The organism is Paucibacter sp. DJ2R-2, from assembly GCF_025717675.1.
GTDB lineage: Bacteria > Pseudomonadota > Gammaproteobacteria > Burkholderiales > Burkholderiaceae_C > Paucibacter_A.
The window spans coordinates 1,056,173-1,075,158 of sequence record NZ_JAJIRT010000001.1 but is presented as its reverse complement, the minus strand read 5'-3'; the positions used below and the strand labels follow the sequence as shown (position 1 = coordinate 1,075,158).

The window sequence follows — 18,986 nt, the reverse complement described above, 5'->3', positions numbered from 1 at the left end:
AGCCCCGATCTCGGGGGGATCAGCGCTGTGCGATGGCTTCGGCGATCACGCCGCCCCCCAGGCAGACCTCGCCGTCGTAGAGCACCAGACTCTGGCCCGGCGTGACGGCCCATTGCGGCTGTGCAAAGTCCACGCGGCAGCGGCCGAGCGCCGGCGTGTCGGGGTGGAAGGCGCAGGCGGCATCGGCCTGGCGGTAGCGCGTCTTGGCGCCAAAGCCGCCAAAGGCGCGCTGGGTGTCGGTCCAGGACAGGTCATCGGCGACCAGGGCCTGGCTCAGCAGCCAGGGGTGCTCGTGGCCCTGCACCACATACAGAGTGTTCTTTTCCATGTCCTTGCGGGCGACAAACCAGGGCTCGTGTTCGCCGCCGCCGCGCGGTGCGCCCTTTTCCTTGACGCCGCCGATGCCCAGGCCCTGGCGTTGGCCCAGTGTGTAGAAGGACAGGCCGACATGCTCGCCCAGTTTGCGGCCGCGCTCGTCTTTGATCGGGCCGGGCTGGTGCGCCAGGTAGCGGTTCAGGAATTCACGGAAGGGCCGCTCGCCGATGAAGCAGATGCCGGTCGAATCCTTCTTCTTGGCGTTCGGCAGGCCGATCTCTTCGGCGATGCGGCGCACCTCGGTCTTGTGCAGCTCGCCGACCGGGAACAGGGTCTTGGCCAGCTGGGCCTGGTTCAGGCGGTGCAGGAAATAGCTCTGGTCCTTGCTGTTGTCTACGCCCTTGAGCAGTTCCGTCCGGCCCTCGCGCTGCCGCACGCGAGCGTAATGGCCGGTGGCGATCTTCTCGGCGCCCAGGCGCATGGCGTGGTCGAGGAAGGCCTTGAACTTGATCTCGGCATTGCACAGCACATCGGGGTTGGGCGTGCGGCCGGCCTGGTATTCGCGCAGAAAGGCGGCGAAGACGCGGTCTTTGTAGTCGGCGGCGAAGTTGACATGCTCGATCTCGATGCCGATCACATCGGCCACGGCGGCCGCGTCGACGAAGTCGATATTGGACGAGCAGTACTCGCTGTCGTCATCGTCCTCCCAGTTCTTCATGAAGATGCCCACGACTTCGTGGCCGGCCTTCTTCAACAGGTAGGCGGTGACGGCGGAATCGACGCCGCCGGACAGGCCGACGACGATGCGTTGCTTGGAGTTCATGGCCGTGATTGTCCCGCAAGGGGCGCGCTACCCGCCCGGGTGGCAGCTTTCGCACCGCCTTGGGGCGGTGCTTGACACCCGCAAATGCGGGGCAAGTCGTCATTAACAGATCTTTACAATCGGCGCTGTCCTGTTGGTCCCCTGTTTTTCCTTGAATCGGCGGCGTTTTGCGCCCCGCGAGCGCCGGCCATGAATCTGAATCCCTTTCGAATCACCCCTCACTGCGAACGCATCAGCGCCAAAGATCGCTTCAAGATCTACCTGGGCGCCCTGCTGCACCCGACCCAGACCCGGCGCTGGATGAACTTTGTCAGTGCCCATCCGGTGCTGATGGGGGCGGTGCGCGAGCACCCCAAGTTGCTGAGCAAGATCTACCGCCCCTACTTCTCGCGCCGCCTCGGTTGCGCTCGCCGGGTGGAGCTGCTGATGGACCACTACGGTTTCCTGCTTGAGCAGGGATTGGAGCCGGTGCTGGCGCGGGCGGCGCGCGAGAACCTGGTGCTCTGCCAGCTGCAGGGCAAATCGGGCGCCACCTTCCAGGTTGAGCTCTCGGCCGTCCACGAAGGTCACCGCGAAGGGGATCTCTGCCTGCGCCTCATGCTCGATGGCGAGATGGTGTTCAGCGCCTCCTTCGTCTTCATGCGCCGCCAGGGCAGGCCCTGTGTGGCCATCGGCCGTCTGCAGGGTGGGCGCAGCGAAGGTTCGCGCGAGCTGGTGCGGCGAGCCACCAAGGACTTCTATGGCTGCCGGCCCGGCGTGGTGCTGGTGCAGGCGGTGCGTCAGATCGGCGCTTCGCTCGGTTGCGAGCGCCTGATCCTGATCAGCAACCGCGAACGTGTGGCCCTCAACCCCTGGCGCCGCCGCAAGATCAGCTCCAACTACGACGCGCTTTGGTCCGAGATTGGCGCGCGGCCCAGCGACTGCGGCAATTTCGAGCTGCGCTGCGACGAAGCGCCGCAGCCGGTGCTGGAGGAGGTGCCTTCGCGCAAGCGCACCGAAGTCAAGCGCAAATTCGCCATGCTGGACGCCATGTATGTCGGCCTGCAGCTGCAACTGGCGGTCTGGGTCGGCGACCTGGCCGTGGTGCAGACCTTCAGCCCACTCTGAGCGCGGCGAAGGCCTGGTAAGTCGACCTCAAGGCGGGGTCGGTTTGAACATCTGGCGCAAAGCCAGCAGAGCCGCCGGGTGGTAGATCGAAGCGTGGGTTTCCTGCGGCATGTCCAGCTGTTGCCAGGGGCCCGTGCGCTCGGCCGGCAGACTGCGCAAAAGCTCGGCAAAGCGGGTCACCGTGGGTTGGATCGAGGGCTCGCGGCTGGCCGCCATGAACAGAAAGGCCGGCGGCGTCTGACCTGGCGTGCCGCTCTTGCCGGCCTTCAAGGTTTCGGCAGCCTGAGTCTTCAGACCTTCATGGTTCCACCACAGGCTGGGGTCGATGGCGATGTAGCGCTCGAACAGCGTCGGTTCCAGCACCCAGGTTTCGACCACGAACAGCCCGGCCAGCGATTCGCCGATCACCGCGCTCTCGGTCGTGGTCCGGTAGCGAGCCTGGATGGCCGGCTTCAGCTCTTCGCGGATGAACTGCCGGAAGGCCGCCGAGCCGCCCACGCGCGGAGCAATCTTGAGGTCGCGCGGGTCCACGCTGGGGCCGGTCAGGTCGCGGCGGCGCTCGGTGTTCTCGATGCCGACCAGGATGAACGGCCGCATCGTGCCATTGGCCACTGACACCTGCAGCAGGCCGGCGATGTGTAGGAAGTCCTCGGCCAAGCCGCCGTCCGGCATGTAGAGCACCGGCCAGCGCTGGGCGGCCTGCTGCGACGCCTGGGCGTACCCTTCGGGCAGGTAGACATTGATGCGGCGCGTTTCCTTGAGCACGCTGGAGCGCAGCAGCAAGCTGTCGCCAATGACCAGGGGCTGGGGCGCGGCTTCAAAGCCAGGACTCTGCGCGAGAGCCATGGCGGCGCCCAGGCTGAGGCACAAGCTCAGCAGGCCGCGGGCCAGCAGCTGGCCTGCCCTGTGCTGCGGAATTCGTTTCGTCATAACCGCTTGGATCCCTGGAGTTCGGCGCACAGTGTAGGGTCCTCAGTCCTTGACTTGAGGCGCGAACAGCGTGGCATCGGCTTGAACCGCGTCCAGAGGCAGGCGCCGGCCGGCCGCATGGTCCTCGCAGCAGCGCAGCACCAGCGGGCTTCGGTGGCGCGCAGCAGTGGCGCGCAACTCGTCCAGGCTGAGCCAGAGCGTGCGTACGATGCCCTGGTCCAGCATTCGGCCCGCGATTTCTTCTCCGACCGTACCGCCAAAAGCCAGACGCAGGTAGGTGACATCCTCTTGGCGGGCCAGCCGCTGGAAGCGCGCCAGATAGCAGCCGAGGAAGAACTCGGGCGTGAATGCGCGCGCCGTTTCTTCCAGCGCCTCGCGCACCACCGCCTGCAGCGGCGTCTCGCCTGGGTCAAGGTGGCCGGCCGGGTTGTTCAGCATCAGACCCTCTGGCGTTTCCTCCTCGACCAGCAGATAGCGGCCGTCTCGTTCGACCACGGCCGCTACCGTGACCGAAGGCTTCCAGCGTTCGTGATTTGTCATCTGTCGTTTGCTCCGCGCTTACAGGGGTGTCTACGGGGGTGGAGTGTCACCTTGATTGTGTAAGCTTCCCGCAAGGCGAATGAACTGATCCATTGATTGACCCGAGGAGGGACTCATGCAGATAGGTGTTCCGCGCGAGCGCGCGGCCGGAGAGACGCGGGTGGCAGCCACCCCGGAGACGGTCAAGAAGCTGAAAGCGCAAGGCCATAGCGTGCAGGTCGAGCGTGAGGCCGGCCTCGCCGCCAGCATCACCGACGAGGCCTACCTTGCGGCCGGCGCTGACATCGTCGAGCAAGCCGCTGCCCTGGGTGCCGACCTGGTGCTCAAGGTGCGCCGGCCCGAGGCCGAGGAGCTGGGCCTGATGAAGTCGGGCGCCACGCTCGTAGGCATGCTGGACCCCTTCGACCGCGCCGGCCTGCAGGCCCTGGCCGCGGTCGGCCTGACCAGTTTTGCCCTGGAAGCCGCGCCGCGCACCTCGCGCGCCCAGAGCATGGATGTGCTTTCCAGCCAGGCCAATATTGCCGGCTACAAGGCGGTGATGATGGCGGCCGAGCGCTATCAGCGCTTCTTTCCCATGCTGATGACGGCGGCTGGCACGGTCAAGGCGGCGCGCGTCGTCATCCTGGGCGTCGGCGTGGCCGGCTTGCAGGCGATTGCCACGGCCAAGCGCCTGGGTGCAGTGATCGAGGCCTCGGATGTGCGGCCGGCGGTCAAGGAGCAGGTCGAGTCGCTCGGCGCCAAGTTCATCGATGTGCCTTACGAAACCCAAGAGGAGCGTGAAGCTGCCGAGGGCGTGGGCGGTTATGCCCGGCCCATGCCGCCGAGCTGGCTGGACCGTCAGCGCGCCGAGGTGGCCAAACGCGTGGCGCAGGCCGATGTGGTGATCAGCACCGCCCTGATCCCGGGCCGCGCCGCGCCGCAGCTGATCAGCGAGGACATGGTGCGCAGCATGAAGCCGGGTTCGGTCATCGTCGACCTGGCCGCCGGCCGCGGCGCCGATGGCATCGGCGGTAACTGCCCGCTGACCGAGGCCGGACGCACGGTCGTCAAGCATGGCGTCACCCTGGTCGGAGAGACCAATCTGCCCGCCCTGGTGGCGGCCGATGCCTCGGCCCTCTATGCCCGCAATGTGCTGGACTTCCTCAAGCTCGTCCTCGCCAAGGACGGCACGCTCAGCGTGCCCCTCGATGACGACATCGTCGCCGCCTGCCTGGTCAGCCAGGGCGGCGAGGTCAAGCGCAGCTAACCCGAGATTGCCATGGAACTCGTCAGTCCCACCCTCACCAATCTGATCATCTTCGTGCTGGCCATCTATGTCGGCTACCACGTCGTTTGGACGGTCACGCCGGCCTTGCACACGCCGCTGATGGCGGTCACCAATGCCATCTCGGCCATCGTCATCGTCGGTGCCATGCTGGCGGCGGCCTTGACCGAAACCGATCTCGGCAAGCTCATGGGCACCCTGGCCGTGGCCCTGGCGGCGGTCAATGTCTTCGGCGGCTTCCTGGTCACGCGCCGGATGCTGGAGATGTTCAAGAAGAAGGCACCCAAGCCCGCCGACAAGAACACCAAGGCCGCGGAGGGCCGGTCATGAGTCTGAACCTCGTCACACTGCTTTATCTGATCGCCAGCGTCTGCTTCATCCAGGCGCTCAAGGGCTTGTCGCACCCGACCAGCTCGATCCGCGGCAACCTATTCGGCATGGTCGGCATGGCCATTGCCGCCCTGACCACGGTGGCCCTGATCCTCAAGCTGGCCGGTGGTCAGAGCCTGGGGCTGGCCTATGTGCTGGCCGGCCTGGTGGTAGGCGGCGGCATCGGCGCTTACATGGCGCAGAAGGTCGAGATGACCAAGATGCCCGAGCTGGTCGCCTTCATGCACAGCATGATCGGCCTGGCCGCGGTCTTTATCGCCGCGACCGCCGTGCTGGAGCCCTGGGCCTTTGCCATCACGGCCAAGGGCGATCCGATCCCGGGCGGCAACCGCATCGAGCTGGCGCTAGGCGCCTTCATCGGCGCCATCACCTTCAGTGGTTCGGTGATCGCTTTCGGCAAGCTCTCAGGCAAGTACAAGTTCCGCCTCTTCCAGGGCGCGCCGGTGTCCTTCCCCGGTCAGCACAAGCTCAACCTGGCCCTGGGCCTGGCGGCGCTGTTCTTCTGCTTCGGCTTCTGGCATTCGCAGAGCTGGCTGGACTTCGGCCTGATCCTGGCCCTGGGCTTTGCGCTGGGCGTGCTGCTGATCATCCCGATCGGCGGCGCCGACATGCCGGTGGTGGTGTCCATGCTGAACAGCTACTCGGGCTGGGCGGCGGCCGGCATCGGCTTCAGCCTGAACAACAGCATGCTGATCATTGCCGGTTCGCTGGTGGGCAGCTCGGGGGCGATCCTGAGCTACATCATGTGCAAGGCCATGAACCGCAGCTTCTTCAACGTGATCCTGGGTGGTTTTGGTGGTGACACCTCCAGTGCAGCGGCCGGGGCCGCCGTGCAGCGCTCGGTCAAGAGCGGCAGCGCCGATGATGCTGCCTTCATTCTTGGCAATGCCGAGACGGTGGTGATCGTGCCCGGCTATGGTCTGGCGGTGGCGCGCGCCCAGCATGCGGTCAAGGAGCTGGCCGAGAAGCTCACGCACAAGGGCATCACGGTCAAGTACGCCATCCACCCGGTGGCCGGCCGCATGCCCGGCCATATGAATGTGCTGCTGGCCGAGGCCGAAGTGCCTTACGACCAAGTCTTCGAGATGGAGGACATCAACGGCGAGTTCGGCCAGGTCGATGTCGCCATCGTGCTGGGCGCCAACGATGTGGTGAACCCGGCCGCGCTGACCAAGGGCAGCCCGATTTACGGCATGCCCATCCTCGAGGCCTACAAGGCCAAGACCATCATCGTCAACAAGCGCTCGATGGCGGCCGGTTACGCCGGCCTGGACAACGAGCTCTTCTATATGGACAAGACCATGATGGTGTTCGGTGACGCCAAGAAGGTGGTGGAGGACATGGTCAAGGCGATCGAGTGAGCAGGCGGGCTGGCCCTCGCCCGGGGCTCAGGCCTGCGTGCGCCGCCGGTTCTTGAGCGCGGCCAGCAATGCCAAGCCGGCCAGCAGCAGCAGGGCCGGCTGGGGTTCCGGAACTGCGGCCACATCGCCGTCACGGACCAGCAGCACATAGCTGGGGCTGATCCGTGTATTGGCGTACTGCCGCCCGTCTGACATGAAGGCCCAGGCCAGGTTGTGGACCGGGTCGGGCGTGACGGCGTCCTGGGTCCAGTAGGGCGCGTTTTGCAGATTGCTGAACAGGGCTACCTGGTCCAGGCGTATGCCGGGCGCAAAGGGGGAGGTCCAGCTCCAGCCCGGCGTGGCGCGGAAGTCTTCATAGAAGAGATGGCCCAGCTCGCCCTGGCTGCAGCGGTAGCCCGAGCAGCCCAGCTGCGCTTTGGGCAGGCGCCAGTCGCTCCAGAGCGTGCCGCGAACGTCGTCGCTCAGGGTGTAGCCAGCGGCGAAATCAAGCGCCAGCTCCCAGCTCATATCACCCCAGGCTTGGCCGTCGGCGCCGTCCTGCCAGCTGCCCAGGCCTGGCAGGGCATTGGCCAGCCAGGTGATGTTGAGACTGTTGTCGTAAATGAGCCCGCCGCCGCGCGGGATCAGTTCCGCCCGGGCCGGCTGGCAGATGGCGGTGCAGGCCAGCAGAGTGGCCGAGAAGGTGAGCAGGCGCATGGGGATTCCTTTCCTTGCAGACGATCTTCGAGTTCGAGCCAGTACCGGGATGCACCTGCTCTTGCCTAGGAACGCAGGATGGGCGCACGGGAAAGCTCATCGCTCGGCACCCACCTTAGAGTCTTGTATCGAATCCCCTGATGAGTCGGCGCTGCTCCATCGGTCAGAATCCGGGCATCGAATGGAGACATAAACAATGGAGAAGACCTGGCTCAAGAGCTACCCTGAGGGAGTTCCTGCCGAGATCCATGCCGAGCAGTACCCGTCCCTGGTGGACCTGATGGATTCGGCCTTCCGCAAGTACCCAGAGCTGCCGGCCTACACCATGATGGGGCGCACGCTCAAGTTCGCCCAGATCGATGAGGTTTCGCGCGCCCTGGCCGCTTATCTGCAGAGCCTGGGCCTGGAAAAGGGCGACCGCGTCGCCGTCATGATGCCCAATGTGCTGCAGTACCCGGTGGCGGTGGCCGCCATTCTGCGGGCCGGCTATGTGGTGGTGAACGTCAACCCGCTTTACACGCCGCGCGAGCTCGAGCATCAACTCAAGGACGCCGGCGCCAAGGCCATCGTCATTCTGGAGAATTTCGCCGCCACACTGCAGCATGTGATCAAGCAGGTGCCGACCCAGCATGTGATTCTTGCGTCCATGGGCGAGATGCTGGGCTTCCCCAAGAGCCTGATCGTCAATTACGTGGTGCGCCGCGTGAAGAAGATGGTGCCGGCCTTCGAGCTGCCCGGCGCCGTGGCCTTCAGCGACGCGGTCGCGCGCGGACGCAGCCTGAGCTACAAGGTGCCCAAGGTCGGCCCCAACGACATCGCGGTCCTGCAGTACACGGGCGGCACCACGGGCGTGTCCAAGGGTGCCGTGCTCTTGCAGCGCAATCTGGTCGCCAATGTGATGCAAGCCGAGGCCTGGTACATGCCGGCGCTCAGCAAGGTGCCGGCCGGCGAGCAAGTGGTCGGCGTTGCCGCCCTGCCGCTCTATCACATCTTCGGGTTCACCACGAACATGATGCTGGCCATGCATATGGGCGGCTGCAATGTGCTGATCCCCAATCCGCGTGACCTGCCCGGCATGTTCAAGGAGCTGGCCAAGCACCGCTTCCACTGCTTCCCGGCCGTCAACACCTTGTTCATGGCCATGGCCAACCACAAGGACTTCAACACCGTGGACTGGAGCCATCTGGTCATCTCGGTGGGCGGCGGCATGGCGGTGCAGCAGGCCACGGCCAAGCTCTGGCTGGAAAAGACCGGCTGCTCCATCTGTGAAGGTTATGGCTTGAGCGAAACCTCGCCGGTGGCCAGCTGCAACCCGACCAACCTCACCCGCTACACCGGCTCCATCGGCCTGCCCCTGCCCAGCACCGAGTTGTGCCTGCTGGACGACGCCGGGCAGTTAGCCGCGCCCGGGGCCACCGGCGAGATCGCCATCCGTGGCCCGCAAGTCATGGCCGGCTACTGGCAGCGCCCCGATGAAACGGCCCAGGTCATGACCGCCGACGGCTTCTTCCGCACCGGTGATATCGGCACCGTGGACGAACAAGGTTATTTCCGCGTCGTCGACCGCAAGAAGGACATGATTCTGGTCAGCGGCTTCAACGTCTACCCCAACGAGGTGGAAGACGTGATCACCATGATGGACGGCGTGCTCGAATGCGCGGCGGTCGGCATCGCCGATGCGAAAGCGGGCGAGGCGGTCAAGGTGGCCATCGTGCGCAAGCCAGGCGCCAGCAAGGAAGTCAGCGAAGCCGATGTCCGGGCTTACTGCGAAGCCAATCTGACCGGCTACAAGCGTCCCAAGATCATCGAGTTCCGCAACGAACTGCCCAAGACTCCGGTCGGCAAGATCCTTCGGCGTGAACTACGCGACAAGAACTGAGCTTGTTGTCACTGTGGTTTCTGCCCGGGTGGCGTGCAAGTCCCCTAGAGTCAGGCCTGTCTGGGGGGACTCGTGATGCTTGAACAGGCCTATGTCAAAACCGAGCAAGGCCGCGCAGAGATCAAGGCTCGCGCCCAGCCTCTGTCGCGCAGCGTGCGCAATCTGCTCTTGCTCATCGATGGCAGCAAAAGCGCAGGGCAGTGGTTGGATTTGGTTCAGGGCGCCACGGCCGAAGATCTGGCCTTGCTGATTCAGCAAGGATTGATCGCTCCTGCGGGTCTGTCGGTCGCAGCACCCGTGCGACCAGTTGCGCTGCCCGCCTTGCCCAGTCTGGACCAGCAAGCGCTCTACGCCTTCCTCACCAGCGCGGCTCGCCAGCGTCTGGGCTTGATCAAAGGCTATCGCTGGGTGCTGGATGTCGAGCGCTGTGGCGATCTGGCGGCCATGCAGCAACTGGCCTTGCGCTTTGTCGAGGAAGTGCGCCAGTCGCAAGGTGAGGAGGCTGCTGGCGAGGTGGGCCGAGCGCTCGGCTTGTCGGCCTGAGGCGAGAGATGGGCGCTCTGCGCCCGGGGCTCGGTGAATTCACGGGATGGCAGCGGCGGTAGCGAGGCCTACCATCGCGCGTTCGCCACTCCCGAGAGCCTGAGATGCTTCCATGCTGCTCCTCGCGTCGTCTGGGCCTCTCTCTGGCTCTGCCTGTGCTTTTGCTCATGGCCTTGGGACTGTCTGCCTGTCATCCGGGTGAGCAGCCCGGGCGTACAGCCTTGCCATCGGCAGCTTCTGCGTCCGCTGCAGCCTCTACGGCTGCGGCAGTCGAACGCCTACCCCCTTCGCTGGACGGCATCGCCCTGGCGGCGCCCGACGCGTCTGCCGTGCGCCAGCCCAGCAGCCCGCAGGCCTGGGGCGGTGCGCGCAGCGGCCGTGAGACCACCCTGTCCGACCGCGTGGTGGACTACCAGATCGAGGCCAAGCTCGACCCCGAGGCCCACACCATCGAGGGCAAACAGCGCCTGAGCTGGCGCAACCGCAGCGCCGTGCCCGTGCGCTCCGTCTATCTGCATCTGTACTTGAACGCATTCGAGGGCGAGGGCAGCACCTTCATGAGTGAGCAGCGCCGGCTCGGGTTCTCCTTCCGCAGCGAAGTGCCGGTCAAGAAGGGCGACTGGGGCTTCATCGAGCTGAAGAAGGTGCAGCAGGCTGGTGTGGCCGTGCCCTGGCATTTTGTGCAGCCCGATGGCGGACCGGCCACCGACCGCACCGTGGTGCGCCTGGACCTGCCGCAGGCGGTAGCGCCCGGTGGCAGCACCACGCTGGACATTGATTTCTTCGACCAATTGCCGCGCGTGCTGGCCCGCACCGGCTACTTCGGCAGCTTCCATCTGGTGGGCCAGTGGTTCCCCAAGATCGCCGTGCTGGAACTGCCCGGCGAGCGGGGCGCTTTGGTACCGCGCTGGAACGCGCATGAGTTCCATCTGCACAGCGAGTTTTACGCCGACTTTGGAAGTTATGACGTTCGCATCGATGTGCCCGAGGGCTACACGGTGGGCGCCACCGGCGAGCTGCAGGGCGAGCCGAAGAAGCAGGGTGGGCGTGTTGTCCACCACTACGTGCAAGGCGATGTGCATGACTTCGCCTGGACGGCCGACAAGCGCTTTGCCCCGCCGCTGAAGGCGATCTACGAGGGCGAAGGCAGCCCCAAGGTTCAGGTTCAGGTGCTGTACCCGCCCGAGTACGCCCACAACGCGCCGGTGGTGCTCAAGGCCACGCTGGACGCGCTGGCCTGGTTCTCCAAGACCTTGGGCCCTTACCCCTATCGCACGGTCACGGCCGTGGTGCCGCCCTTCAATGCCAAGGAGGCGGGCGGCATGGAGTACCCGACCTTTTTCACCGCCGACAGCTATGCCGACCAGACCCCCGGCACCTTGTCCCATTTCGGCCAGGAGTTCGTCACCATCCATGAGTTCGGCCATGGCTATTTCTACGGCATCCTGGCTTCCAATGAATTCGAGGAGCCCTTTCTCGACGAGGGCCTGAACGAGTTCTGGGATCAGCGCATGATCCACGCCCGCGGCCAGCGCGCGCCGGTCGCCACGGCCGCGCTCAAGCGTCTGGGCGTGGGTACGACCGTCGATGTGTTTGAGGCCGAACGCCTGGGCGCCGGCCTCAAGGATCCGCCGGATGGCCTGGGCCAGAACAGCTGGCACCGCCATTCCAGCGGCAGCTACGGCAGCGTCTACTCGCGCACCGCCACCGTCCTGCGCGACCTGGAGGCGCAGATCGGCAGCGAGAAGCTCGAGCTGGCTTTCAAGACCTATTACCAGCGCTGGAAGTTCCGTCACCCGAGCACGGCCGACCTGCGCGAGGTGCTGGCCGAGGTCAGCGGCGAGCCGGCCCTGGTGCAGCGCCTGTTCGAGCAGCACATCTACGCCAGCCGCTCGGTCGATGACCGGGTCGAGAGCTTCAAGAGCGTGGAGGAGCTGCCTCTGCTCGGCTTGCAGCTCGGGCCTGATGGCCGGCGCAGCGAGCTGGACAAAGACGCCCGCGCAAAGCAGGTCGACATGCTGCGCGCGCAGTGGAAGAAGGACCATCCAGCGTCTGCCCAGGCCGCGAAAAAGAAGGACCCGCAGACGGGCGAGACTTTGGCCGAGCCCGGCCCCTTCCCCTACCGCACGACCGTGGTGCTGCGCCGGCGCGGTGTGGCCGTGCCGCAGACCCTGCGCGTGCGCTTTGCCGATGGCAGCGTGGAGACGGTGCGCTGGGACGACCAACAGTCCTGGGCCCGCTTCAGCTGGGTCAAGCCGGCCAAGGCCGTGTCCGCCGAGTTGGACCCCGAGCGCCAGCACTACCTGGACCTGAATCAGCTCGACAACAGCCGCACGCTCAAGAGCGATGGCCGGGCCGCCCGCCGCATCGCCAGCGATGCCGGCAGCCTTTTGCAAACCCTTCTCGCCCTGGTGGCCACGCTATGAATATGCCGGCCCTTTTGCCCCCCGTTTCCGATCTGCGCGGCCAGCTGCGCAGCGGCGCCCGCCTGGCCTCGCAGTGGCGTTTGTTGTTGCTCTGGCTGCTGGCCTTGGCCTTGCCCTGGCTGCTCGCCCTGCTGCCACTCTGGCGCGCCCTGGCGGCCCAGCTGGATCAATCGCTGGCCGCGCGAGTGCTGGTGGAGCGCTTCGAGTTGCCGGTCTTGGCCGAAGCGTTGATGGGCCTGGGCCAGAACGGTTTTGGCGCTTCGGCCCTGTTCAGCAGTGTGCTGCTGCTGGCCTTGCTGCTGCCCTGGCTCAGCGGCAGCCTGATCGCTGTGGTGCGCGCACCCCTGCCGCTGGGCTTCCAAGCCTTGCTGCAAGGCGGGCTGCGCGAGTACGGCCGCATGAGCCGGCTCTGGCTCTGGGCGCTGTGCCTGCTCGGTGCCGTGGCGGCCATGGGTGGCGGCTTGATGCACTGGCTGGGCGAAAAGACTGCGCTGATGCAACTGGAGTCCGAGGCCGACCGTTGGAGCCGTGCGGTGCTGCTGTTCACCGGCCTGCTGTTCCTGCTCGTTCATGCCAGCCTGGATGCCGCACGGGCCCGTCTGGCTCTGGAGCCGCAGCGCCGCTCGGTGCTCAAGGCCTGGCGCCTGGCCACGCGCGATCTGTGGCGCCAGCCGCGCCGCTTGCTGGGCTATCTGCTGATCACAGCCCTGGGCCTGCTGGCGGCGGTGCTGATCGGGCTCTTGCGTGCGCAACTGGCTCCTGTGGGCGCGGGCAGCCAATTGCTGGCCTTGGCCTTGGGCCAGTTGTTGGTACTGGCCCTGGTGTGGATGCGCTGTGCGCGTGTGTTCGCGCTGGCGGCGGCCGGGCGGCTGGACTGAAAGAGCAGACCGGAAGGCTGGCACACTGGCGGCTTCTCTTTCGTCTTTTTTCCTGCCATGCCGCCGCGTTTCTATGTCGACCAGCCTCTGGGCCCTTCGTCCAGTGAGCCCAGCGAGCTCAGCCTGCCGCCCAGCGCGGCCCGCCATGTGCAGGTGCTGCGTCTGCAACCGGGCAGCCCGCTGACCCTGTTCGACGGCAGCGGTGCCGAGTGGCAGGCGGAAGTGCTGGCCATGGGCCGCAGCGAGGTGCGTGTGCATCTGCAGGCCCGCCAACTGGTGCAGCGCGAACTGCGCCAGCACATCACCCTGGCCCTGGCCATGCCGGCCAATGACCGCATGGACGGCGTCGTCGAGAAGGCCACTGAGCTGGGTGCAGGTGGCGTCCAGCCCTTGATGAGCGAGCGCTCGGTGCTGCGCCTGAGCGGCGAGCGCGCCGAGAAAAAGCAGGCGCATTGGCGCGGTGTGGTCATCGCCGCCGCCGAGCAATGCGGCCGCACCCGCATTCCTGAGATCGGCGCGGTGCAGTCCCTGGCTTCATGGTTGGCCAGCCTAGGCCCACAGCCGGCCACGCAGCGCCGTTGGCTGCTCAGCCCCACGGCCGCCCAGCCCCTGCAAGCCCTGGCGGCAGCGCAAGCCGAGGCCAGCCACACCCTGGTGCTCAGCGGCCCGGAAGGCGGCCTCAGCCCGGCCGAGGAAGATGCCGCCCGTGCCCAGGGTTTTGCGGCCGTGCAATTGGGCCCGCGCATCCTGCGCGCCGACACGGCGCCGCTGGCGGTGCTGGGCTGGCTGGCCTTGCAAATCGGCTGAGCCCTGGCAGAGCCCAGGTGCGAATCGCGTTCCGGCTCGCCGCGCGCCAGGGCCGCCAGAGCCTATGCTGGCGAGCTCATTTCCTGGGCGCGTCATGAATCTCCAGTTGCTCTTGCTGACCTTGTGCCAGGGCTTGTTCCTGACCAACAACGTCACCTTCATCGCCATCAACGGCCTGGTCGGGCTGGCCCTGGCGCCGCAAGCCTGGATGGCCACCTTGCCGGTCTGTGCCTATGTGGCGGGCGGTGCCCTGTTCGCGCCCCTGGTGGCCCGCAATCAACGCGCCTGGGGCCGCAAGCGCGCTTTTCAGGCCGGTCAGGTGGTTGGCATTCTGAGTTGCGCGCTGGCTGCCTGGGCCGTGGCGCATCAGGCCTTTGCCTGGGTGCTGGTGGCGACGGTGGTGGCCGGCTATTACAACGCCACGGCCTCGCTGTACCGATTCGCTGCCACGGAACTGGTGCCGCCCTCGCACAAGGAGAAAGCCATCTCCTGGGTGCTGGCCGGTGGCATCCTGGGCGCGGTGACGGGCCCCAATCTGGCCAATGCCAGCAAGCAGCTGCTGGACCAGCCTTTTGCCGGTGCCTATCTGGTTCTGGTGGCCGTGGGTCTGCTGGCCCTGGCGGTGCTGAGTCTGATCCGCTTCCCCGCATTGCCAGTGCCCGCGCCGGGCGCGCCGCAGGGGCGCAGCCTGCGCGAGCTGGCACGCCAACCCGTGTTCGTGGTGGCCGTGGCCGCTTGTGCGCTCGGTTATGGGGTGATGAACCTGTTGATGGCCGCCACACCCATCGCCATGGCGCAATGCGGGCTGCCTTTCGACAAGACCGCCCTGGTGCTGGAATGGCATGTGCTGGGCATGTTCGTGCCCAGTTTCTTCACCGGCGCCCTGATCAAGCGCTTCGGAGCGCTGCCGGTGATGGCGGTCGGTGTGCTGCTCAACCTGGCCTGCATCTTGTTTGCACTGTCCGGCCTGGATCTGATGCATTTCCTGGGCGCGCTGCTGACCCTGGGCGTGGGCTGGAACTTCCTCTTCATCGGTGGCACGACCCTGTTCACCGAGGCCTACCGACCCGAGGAAAAGACCCAGGCCCAAGGGGCCATGGACTTCTGCATTTACAGCGTCATGACCCTGACCTCGTTTTCCAGCGGCGCCCTGGTGATGACGGGGGGCTGGTCCTGGATGAACTGGGCCTCCCTGGTGCCTTTGGCGCTGACCGCCCTGGCCTTGATCTGGCTGGCCCGCCAGCCGCGGCTTCAGCCGGCCTGATCGGCCGCTCCGTGCGACGCTGAGCTCAGGGCGATGAGCTCAAAGCTCGGCTTCCCAGGCTCTGGGTGCACAGGTCGGTGAAGAAGCCTTTTTGCAGCGAACCTCGGGCGGTGAGCTGCTGGGTCTGTCCGAGGCGCAGCTCGATGCCGCAGCTGGCGCTGCCTCCGGTCGGCGAGTCGATCTCCACCGAGCGCAAGGCCGGGCCCTGGATCACGCGCAGCACGAGCCAGCGGGTGCGCACGCGTTCGGAGCCCATGCCATTGAACTGCACACGGCTGCTGATCGGCCGCCCTTCGAAGATCAGGTCGGCCGACGCCAGCTCTTCCTTCGGGTCCAGCGGCGGCACTGGGCACTCGCAGGCCGTCGCGATCAGCGGCGCCAAACCGGCGAGCCCGAGCAGGAGCAAACGGCCCAGGAATCGCCCGCCCCTCATGGCTCGGTCTCGCAGCGTTTCAGCCCGCTGCGGCGAATCTGGAAACCGTCCGGCCACAGGGTGTTGGCGTTGTAGCAAGCGCCCTCGAAGCGCGCGCCTTCGAGCCGGCTTGCGCGCAAGTCCAGGTCCAGCAAGAGTGCGCCGCGCAGATCGGCTCCGCGCCAGTCGCTGCCGCGCAAGCTGACCTTCCAGAAGCGCGCCTGTTGCAGATTCGCCTGGCGGAAGTCGCTGCCCTCGAAGTTGCTGTGGTCGATTGCCAGATCGCGCAGGTCGGCGTGCGAGAAATCGCTGTCGCTGAAGTCGCTGTCCGAGACGTTGTAGCCGGCCAGCTTGCGGCCCTGCATCGGCATGCCTCGGCCGGCGAAGTGGCGGAAATTGATGCCGGGACGGCTGGCATAGGCCGGATAGCTGTGGCGCTGCCGGGGCGCATAGGGGAAGCCATCGCTGAGGCCGGTCAGCGGCGCCGTGCCCTCGCAGCCCTGCCACATTGGCAGCAATGGCAGGGCTTGCAGATCGAGCCCGGCGGGGAAGCGGGTCTTGCAATCGATCAGGGTCGGCAGCCAGCGGATCTCGTCCAGCCGCGCCGTCGACAGGTCGGTGCCCCGCAAATCGGCCATGGCGAAGAAGTCGCTGCTGAAACCGGCGAAGGTGGCGCCGCGCAAATCGCTGTGGCTGAAGCGGGCGCCGCGCAGATCAGCGCCATCGAGCTGCGCGCCGCTCAGGTCGACCGCGTCGACCTGACTGTCTTGCCAGTTGCTGTTACTGAGCTGAGCTTGGTGCAGATTCACCGCTTGAAGCTTTGCCTGCGTGAAACGAGCTTGGTTCAGGCGCAGGCCTGACAGATTCAGCTTTCGCAGCTCGCTGTGGCTGAAGTCGACGCCTGACATCGTGGTCACGCTGCCCGCTGGCGGGAAGCGCTCGCTCGGAGCCGCCGCAGCATCGAAGCGGGCGCCCTCGAGCTTGGCGCCGACAAAGCTGCAGTTGTCGAGTTCGGCGCCGCGAAAATCGCTGTCGCGCAGATCGGCAGCGCTGAAATTGAAACCGCGCAAGCGCGCCGATTGGAAGCGGGCTCCACGCAGGTCCTTGCCGGAGAAACTGCCGGCTTCGCCCGGTTCGGCCCGGTAGCCCTGGAGATCCAGCCCCGCCTCTCGGGCCAGCTCGGCATGGCGGCCCAGGCGCATCAGGGCTTCACGGCGGCCACGCCGGGCCGCGGCGCTGTCGGCCTGCTCGGCCAGCACGGCCTCGAAGTCCGCCAGAGCTTGGCCCTGCTGGCCCAGGGCCAATCGGGCTTGCGCCAGGCCCAGCCGGGCTTCGAGCTCGGCTGGCCAGCGCTGCAGCAAGTTCTCGAACACCTGTCGCGCCGGCTCCAAGGACTGCGCTTGCAGCAGGAACTTGCCATAGGCCAGATGCAGGGCTCTATCGTCAGGCTGGGCCTGGATGCGCGCTTGGAAATCGTTGCGTTGGGCCCGGTGCGCCTGCAGCAATTCCGGGCTCGGCCGCATGACGCACAGATCGCTCCAATAGCCGCTGCCGGACTGTCCCAGGGCGACCATCAGCCTTTCGCTGCCGGGCGCGTCGTCGAAACCGCAGGCCGCGCTGCCGCCAGCCGGCGAATCCACCTCGATGACGCGTTCTGTGGCCGGCCCCTTGAAGGATTCGACCATCAGGTAGCGGCCTCGCAGCGTGCGGTCGCGGGCCCAGCCGGCGCTGGTCTGCTGCTCGGCTGTGCTGAGTTCGCGGCTGCTGAGCAGGCGGGCACGTAACACCAGGCTGGCATGGAGGAACGCTTGTTCGTCATTGTTGCTGATGTTGCAGCTGCAGGCCTGTGCGTCCATGAGGGCGCTGCCCAGCAGCAGGGCGACAACGCCTTGACGCAGGCCCCCGAAGCGGCTCAAGGCGCTGGCGACTTGCAAAAGGCCGGTCCTGAGATGGAGCATGGAAGTTGAAGGGCGGGGTGGCGAGGCCGCGAGCCTAGCTTCCGCAAGGCCGCGATCAGTCGACTTGCGCCGAGTCCTGCTCTTCGCCACCGCGCGGTTTGCGCGCCGAGCCCTTGACCATGTCGAAGCGGAACAAGCGGCACTCGATCGGGCCGTTCCACATCGGGAACTTGCGCGATTCCTTCAGGCGCATCTTGCTGGGCAGCTTCATGTCAGGGCAGAGCAGCCAGGCAGTCCAGCCGGCGGCGTTCTGGGTGTAGGCGCGCTTCCAGTGCGCAGCCAGGCGGGGGAAGAAGTCGTCGCCGGCATCGCGCGCTTCGGAGCCGCCGGCATCGCGGCTCATCTGCACATTGCCGGCCTTGCCGCGCACCTCGATGCGCTCGCCGTAGGGCGGGTTCATCAAGATGGTGCCTGGCATGCCCTCGGGCAGCTCGGGTGCCGGGCGTTCGAGCGCATCACCGCCGTTGAACTGGATGTACTGGGCCACGCCGGCGCGCTCGGCATTGCGGCGTGCGAAGTCGACCATGCGGAAGGCCACATCGCTGCAGAAGATGGGCACGGCGGGCGCATGCTCGCGGTCCTTGGCGGCCTGCTTGATGGCCTGCCAGCGGCCACGCAGGGTCACGAAGGGCAGTTGGCGCTCGAAGGCGAAGCGGCGCTGCATGCCGGCGGCCATGCCGCAGGCGATCTGTGCGGCTTCAACGGCGATGGTGCCCGAGCCGCAGCAGGGGTCGTGCAGGGCGCCGCCGGTCTCTGGCGTGCCCTTCCAGCCTGCGGCGGCCAGCATGGCGGCGGCCAGGGTTTCCTTCAGCGGCGCATCGCCCTTGTCCTCGCGCCAGCCGCGCTTGAAGAGCGGTTCGCCCGAGGTATCGATGTAGAGGGTGGCATCGGTTTCGCTGAGGTGCAGCATCACCGGCAGGTCGGGGAAGCGGGTGTCGACGCTGGGCCGCTCGCCGGTGGCATCGCGCAGCACATCGCAGATCGCGTCCTTCACACGCAAGGTGGCGAAGTTGAGGCTGCGTAGGGGCGAGCGCTGGGCCACGGTGTCGACGCGGATGGTCTCGGCCGGTGTGATCCAGTCGCACCAATCGATGCGGCGAGCCAGGGCGTAGATGTCGTCTTCGTGGCGGTAGCCGCCCGAGATCAACTCGATCAGCACGCGCTGGGCCAGCCGGCACTCGAGGTTGAGCTTCATCACGCCTTCAAGATCGCTCTTCAGCGCGATGCCGCCGCGCAGCACCTCGATATGCGTCTTGGGCAGGATGGCCCGCACCTCTTCGTCGAGCAGGCGCTCCACGCCCGAGGGGCAGGAGACGAAGAGGTGGTGCAGGTCTTTGGGGGATTCTTTGGCGGCCATCCCCCGATTGTCCCAGGAATGGCCGCCTCGGCCGGA

General features: G+C 66.5%; 17 protein-coding genes. 10 read left to right on the top strand and 7 right to left on the bottom strand.

The window, feature by feature from the left end; translation table 11 throughout:
- Window positions 1-19: 19 nt before the first annotated feature.
- Complete coding sequence (gene mnmA, locus LNV28_RS04640) at window positions 20-1,138, bottom strand: tRNA 2-thiouridine(34) synthase MnmA (RefSeq protein ID WP_263516263.1); 1,119 nt, start codon at window positions 1,136-1,138, stop codon at window positions 20-22.
- A 189-nt stretch (window positions 1,139-1,327) separates the two neighbouring features.
- Between mnmA and LNV28_RS04635 the strand changes: the two genes are divergently transcribed.
- Window positions 1,328-2,245 (top strand): DUF535 family protein, encoded by a 918-nt coding sequence (locus tag LNV28_RS04635; protein WP_263516264.1) that lies wholly within the window; start codon window positions 1,328-1,330, stop codon window positions 2,243-2,245.
- Window positions 2,246-2,272: 27 nt separating this feature from the next.
- Here LNV28_RS04635 and LNV28_RS04630 read toward each other — a convergent pair whose 3' ends face one another.
- Together LNV28_RS04630 and LNV28_RS04625 are read right to left on the bottom strand one after the other, a co-directional pair.
- Window positions 2,273-3,175, bottom strand: coding sequence for an alpha/beta hydrolase (locus LNV28_RS04630; protein WP_263516265.1), 903 nt, complete (start codon window positions 3,173-3,175; stop codon window positions 2,273-2,275).
- Between the two features lie 42 nt (window positions 3,176-3,217).
- The gene (locus LNV28_RS04625; RefSeq protein WP_263516266.1) at window positions 3,218-3,715 is read right to left on the bottom strand and encodes an NUDIX hydrolase; all 498 of its coding nucleotides are present in this window, start codon (window positions 3,713-3,715) and stop codon (window positions 3,218-3,220) included.
- Between the two features lie 115 nt (window positions 3,716-3,830).
- Between LNV28_RS04625 and LNV28_RS04620 the strand changes: the two genes are divergently transcribed.
- Genes LNV28_RS04620 through LNV28_RS04610 form a run of 3 tightly spaced genes read left to right on the top strand, consistent with a single transcriptional unit; the run spans window position 3,831 to window position 6,730 of the window.
- Window positions 3,831-4,961: a Re/Si-specific NAD(P)(+) transhydrogenase subunit alpha gene (locus LNV28_RS04620; RefSeq protein ID WP_263516267.1), complete on the top strand. Its 1,131-nt coding sequence runs from the start codon at window positions 3,831-3,833 to the stop codon at window positions 4,959-4,961.
- 12 nt (window positions 4,962-4,973) lie between these two features.
- The gene (locus LNV28_RS04615; RefSeq protein WP_263516268.1) at window positions 4,974-5,309 is read left to right on the top strand and encodes an NAD(P) transhydrogenase subunit alpha part 2; all 336 of its coding nucleotides are present in this window, start codon (window positions 4,974-4,976) and stop codon (window positions 5,307-5,309) included.
- Window positions 5,306-6,730 carry an NAD(P)(+) transhydrogenase (Re/Si-specific) subunit beta gene (locus LNV28_RS04610; protein WP_263516269.1) on the top strand — a complete coding sequence of 475 codons (1,425 nt, stop codon included), beginning with the start codon at window positions 5,306-5,308 and terminating at the stop codon, window positions 6,728-6,730. Before LNV28_RS04615 ends, LNV28_RS04610 begins: the two co-directional genes overlap by 4 nt.
- Window positions 6,731-6,757: 27 nt before the next feature.
- On the opposite strand, the gene LNV28_RS04605 is transcribed toward LNV28_RS04610, so the two are convergent.
- Window positions 6,758-7,426, bottom strand: a complete 669-nt coding sequence (locus LNV28_RS04605; RefSeq protein ID WP_263516270.1) for a PEP-CTERM sorting domain-containing protein — start codon at window positions 7,424-7,426, stop codon at window positions 6,758-6,760.
- 196 nt (window positions 7,427-7,622) lie between these two features.
- On the opposite strand from LNV28_RS04605, the gene LNV28_RS04600 reads away from it, so the two are divergent.
- The 6 genes from LNV28_RS04600 (at window position 7,623) to LNV28_RS04575 (ending at window position 15,223) form a co-directional block, all read left to right on the top strand.
- A complete protein-coding gene (locus LNV28_RS04600) occupies window positions 7,623-9,305 on the top strand; it encodes a long-chain-fatty-acid--CoA ligase (RefSeq protein ID WP_263516271.1) in 1,683 nt (560 codons plus the stop codon).
- 75 nt (window positions 9,306-9,380) lie between these two features.
- Complete coding sequence (locus tag LNV28_RS04595) at window positions 9,381-9,848, top strand: hypothetical protein (RefSeq protein WP_263516272.1); 468 nt, start codon at window positions 9,381-9,383, stop codon at window positions 9,846-9,848.
- Between the two features lie 221 nt (window positions 9,849-10,069).
- Window positions 10,070-12,274: a M1 family metallopeptidase gene (locus LNV28_RS04590; RefSeq protein WP_263516273.1), complete on the top strand. Its 2,205-nt coding sequence runs from the start codon at window positions 10,070-10,072 to the stop codon at window positions 12,272-12,274.
- 14 nt (window positions 12,275-12,288) lie between these two features.
- Complete coding sequence (locus LNV28_RS04585) at window positions 12,289-13,152, top strand: hypothetical protein (protein WP_263516274.1); 864 nt, start codon at window positions 12,289-12,291, stop codon at window positions 13,150-13,152.
- Window positions 13,153-13,209: 57 nt separating this feature from the next.
- Window positions 13,210-13,959 carry a 16S rRNA (uracil(1498)-N(3))-methyltransferase gene (locus tag LNV28_RS04580; protein WP_263516275.1) on the top strand — a complete coding sequence of 250 codons (750 nt, stop codon included), beginning with the start codon at window positions 13,210-13,212 and terminating at the stop codon, window positions 13,957-13,959.
- Window positions 13,960-14,053: 94 nt separating this feature from the next.
- Window positions 14,054-15,223: an MFS transporter gene (locus tag LNV28_RS04575; RefSeq protein WP_263516276.1), complete on the top strand. Its 1,170-nt coding sequence runs from the start codon at window positions 14,054-14,056 to the stop codon at window positions 15,221-15,223.
- 25 nt (window positions 15,224-15,248) lie between these two features.
- Here the strand turns inward: LNV28_RS04575 and LNV28_RS04570 are convergent, their stop codons facing one another.
- The 3 genes from LNV28_RS04570 to LNV28_RS04560 are packed head-to-tail and all read right to left on the bottom strand — an operon-like array spanning window position 15,249 to window position 18,950.
- A complete protein-coding gene (locus tag LNV28_RS04570) occupies window positions 15,249-15,656 on the bottom strand; it encodes a hypothetical protein (RefSeq protein WP_263516277.1) in 408 nt (135 codons plus the stop codon).
- Complete coding sequence (locus LNV28_RS04565; RefSeq protein ID WP_263516278.1) at window positions 15,653-17,593, bottom strand: pentapeptide repeat-containing protein; 1,941 nt, start codon at window positions 17,591-17,593, stop codon at window positions 15,653-15,655. Before LNV28_RS04565 ends, LNV28_RS04570 begins: the two co-directional genes overlap by 4 nt.
- 55 nt (window positions 17,594-17,648) lie before the next feature.
- Window positions 17,649-18,950, bottom strand: a complete 1,302-nt coding sequence (locus LNV28_RS04560; RefSeq protein ID WP_263516279.1) for a THUMP domain-containing class I SAM-dependent RNA methyltransferase — start codon at window positions 18,948-18,950, stop codon at window positions 17,649-17,651.
- Between the last annotated feature and the right edge of the window lie 36 nt (window positions 18,951-18,986).

Coding starts and splice junctions, on each gene's coding strand:
- mnmA (WP_263516263.1), bottom strand. CDS start 1,138: ATGAACTCCAAGCAACGCATCGTCGTCGGCCTGTCCGGCGGCGTCGAT.
- LNV28_RS04635 (WP_263516264.1), top strand. CDS start 1,328: ATGAATCTGAATCCCTTTCGAATCACCCCTCACTGCGAACGCATCAGC.
- LNV28_RS04630 (WP_263516265.1), bottom strand. CDS start 3,175: ATGACGAAACGAATTCCGCAGCACAGGGCAGGCCAGCTGCTGGCCCGC.
- LNV28_RS04625 (WP_263516266.1), bottom strand. CDS start 3,715: ATGACAAATCACGAACGCTGGAAGCCTTCGGTCACGGTAGCGGCCGTG.
- LNV28_RS04620 (WP_263516267.1), top strand. CDS start 3,831: ATGCAGATAGGTGTTCCGCGCGAGCGCGCGGCCGGAGAGACGCGGGTG.
- LNV28_RS04615 (WP_263516268.1), top strand. CDS start 4,974: ATGGAACTCGTCAGTCCCACCCTCACCAATCTGATCATCTTCGTGCTG.
- LNV28_RS04610 (WP_263516269.1), top strand. CDS start 5,306: ATGAGTCTGAACCTCGTCACACTGCTTTATCTGATCGCCAGCGTCTGC.
- LNV28_RS04605 (WP_263516270.1), bottom strand. CDS start 7,426: ATGCGCCTGCTCACCTTCTCGGCCACTCTGCTGGCCTGCACCGCCATC.
- LNV28_RS04600 (WP_263516271.1), top strand. CDS start 7,623: ATGGAGAAGACCTGGCTCAAGAGCTACCCTGAGGGAGTTCCTGCCGAG.
- LNV28_RS04595 (WP_263516272.1), top strand. CDS start 9,381: ATGCTTGAACAGGCCTATGTCAAAACCGAGCAAGGCCGCGCAGAGATC.
- LNV28_RS04580 (WP_263516275.1), top strand. CDS start 13,210: ATGCCGCCGCGTTTCTATGTCGACCAGCCTCTGGGCCCTTCGTCCAGT.
- LNV28_RS04575 (WP_263516276.1), top strand. CDS start 14,054: ATGAATCTCCAGTTGCTCTTGCTGACCTTGTGCCAGGGCTTGTTCCTG.
- LNV28_RS04570 (WP_263516277.1), bottom strand. CDS start 15,656: ATGAGGGGCGGGCGATTCCTGGGCCGTTTGCTCCTGCTCGGGCTCGCC.
- LNV28_RS04565 (WP_263516278.1), bottom strand. CDS start 17,593: ATGCTCCATCTCAGGACCGGCCTTTTGCAAGTCGCCAGCGCCTTGAGC.
- LNV28_RS04560 (WP_263516279.1), bottom strand. CDS start 18,950: ATGGCCGCCAAAGAATCCCCCAAAGACCTGCACCACCTCTTCGTCTCC.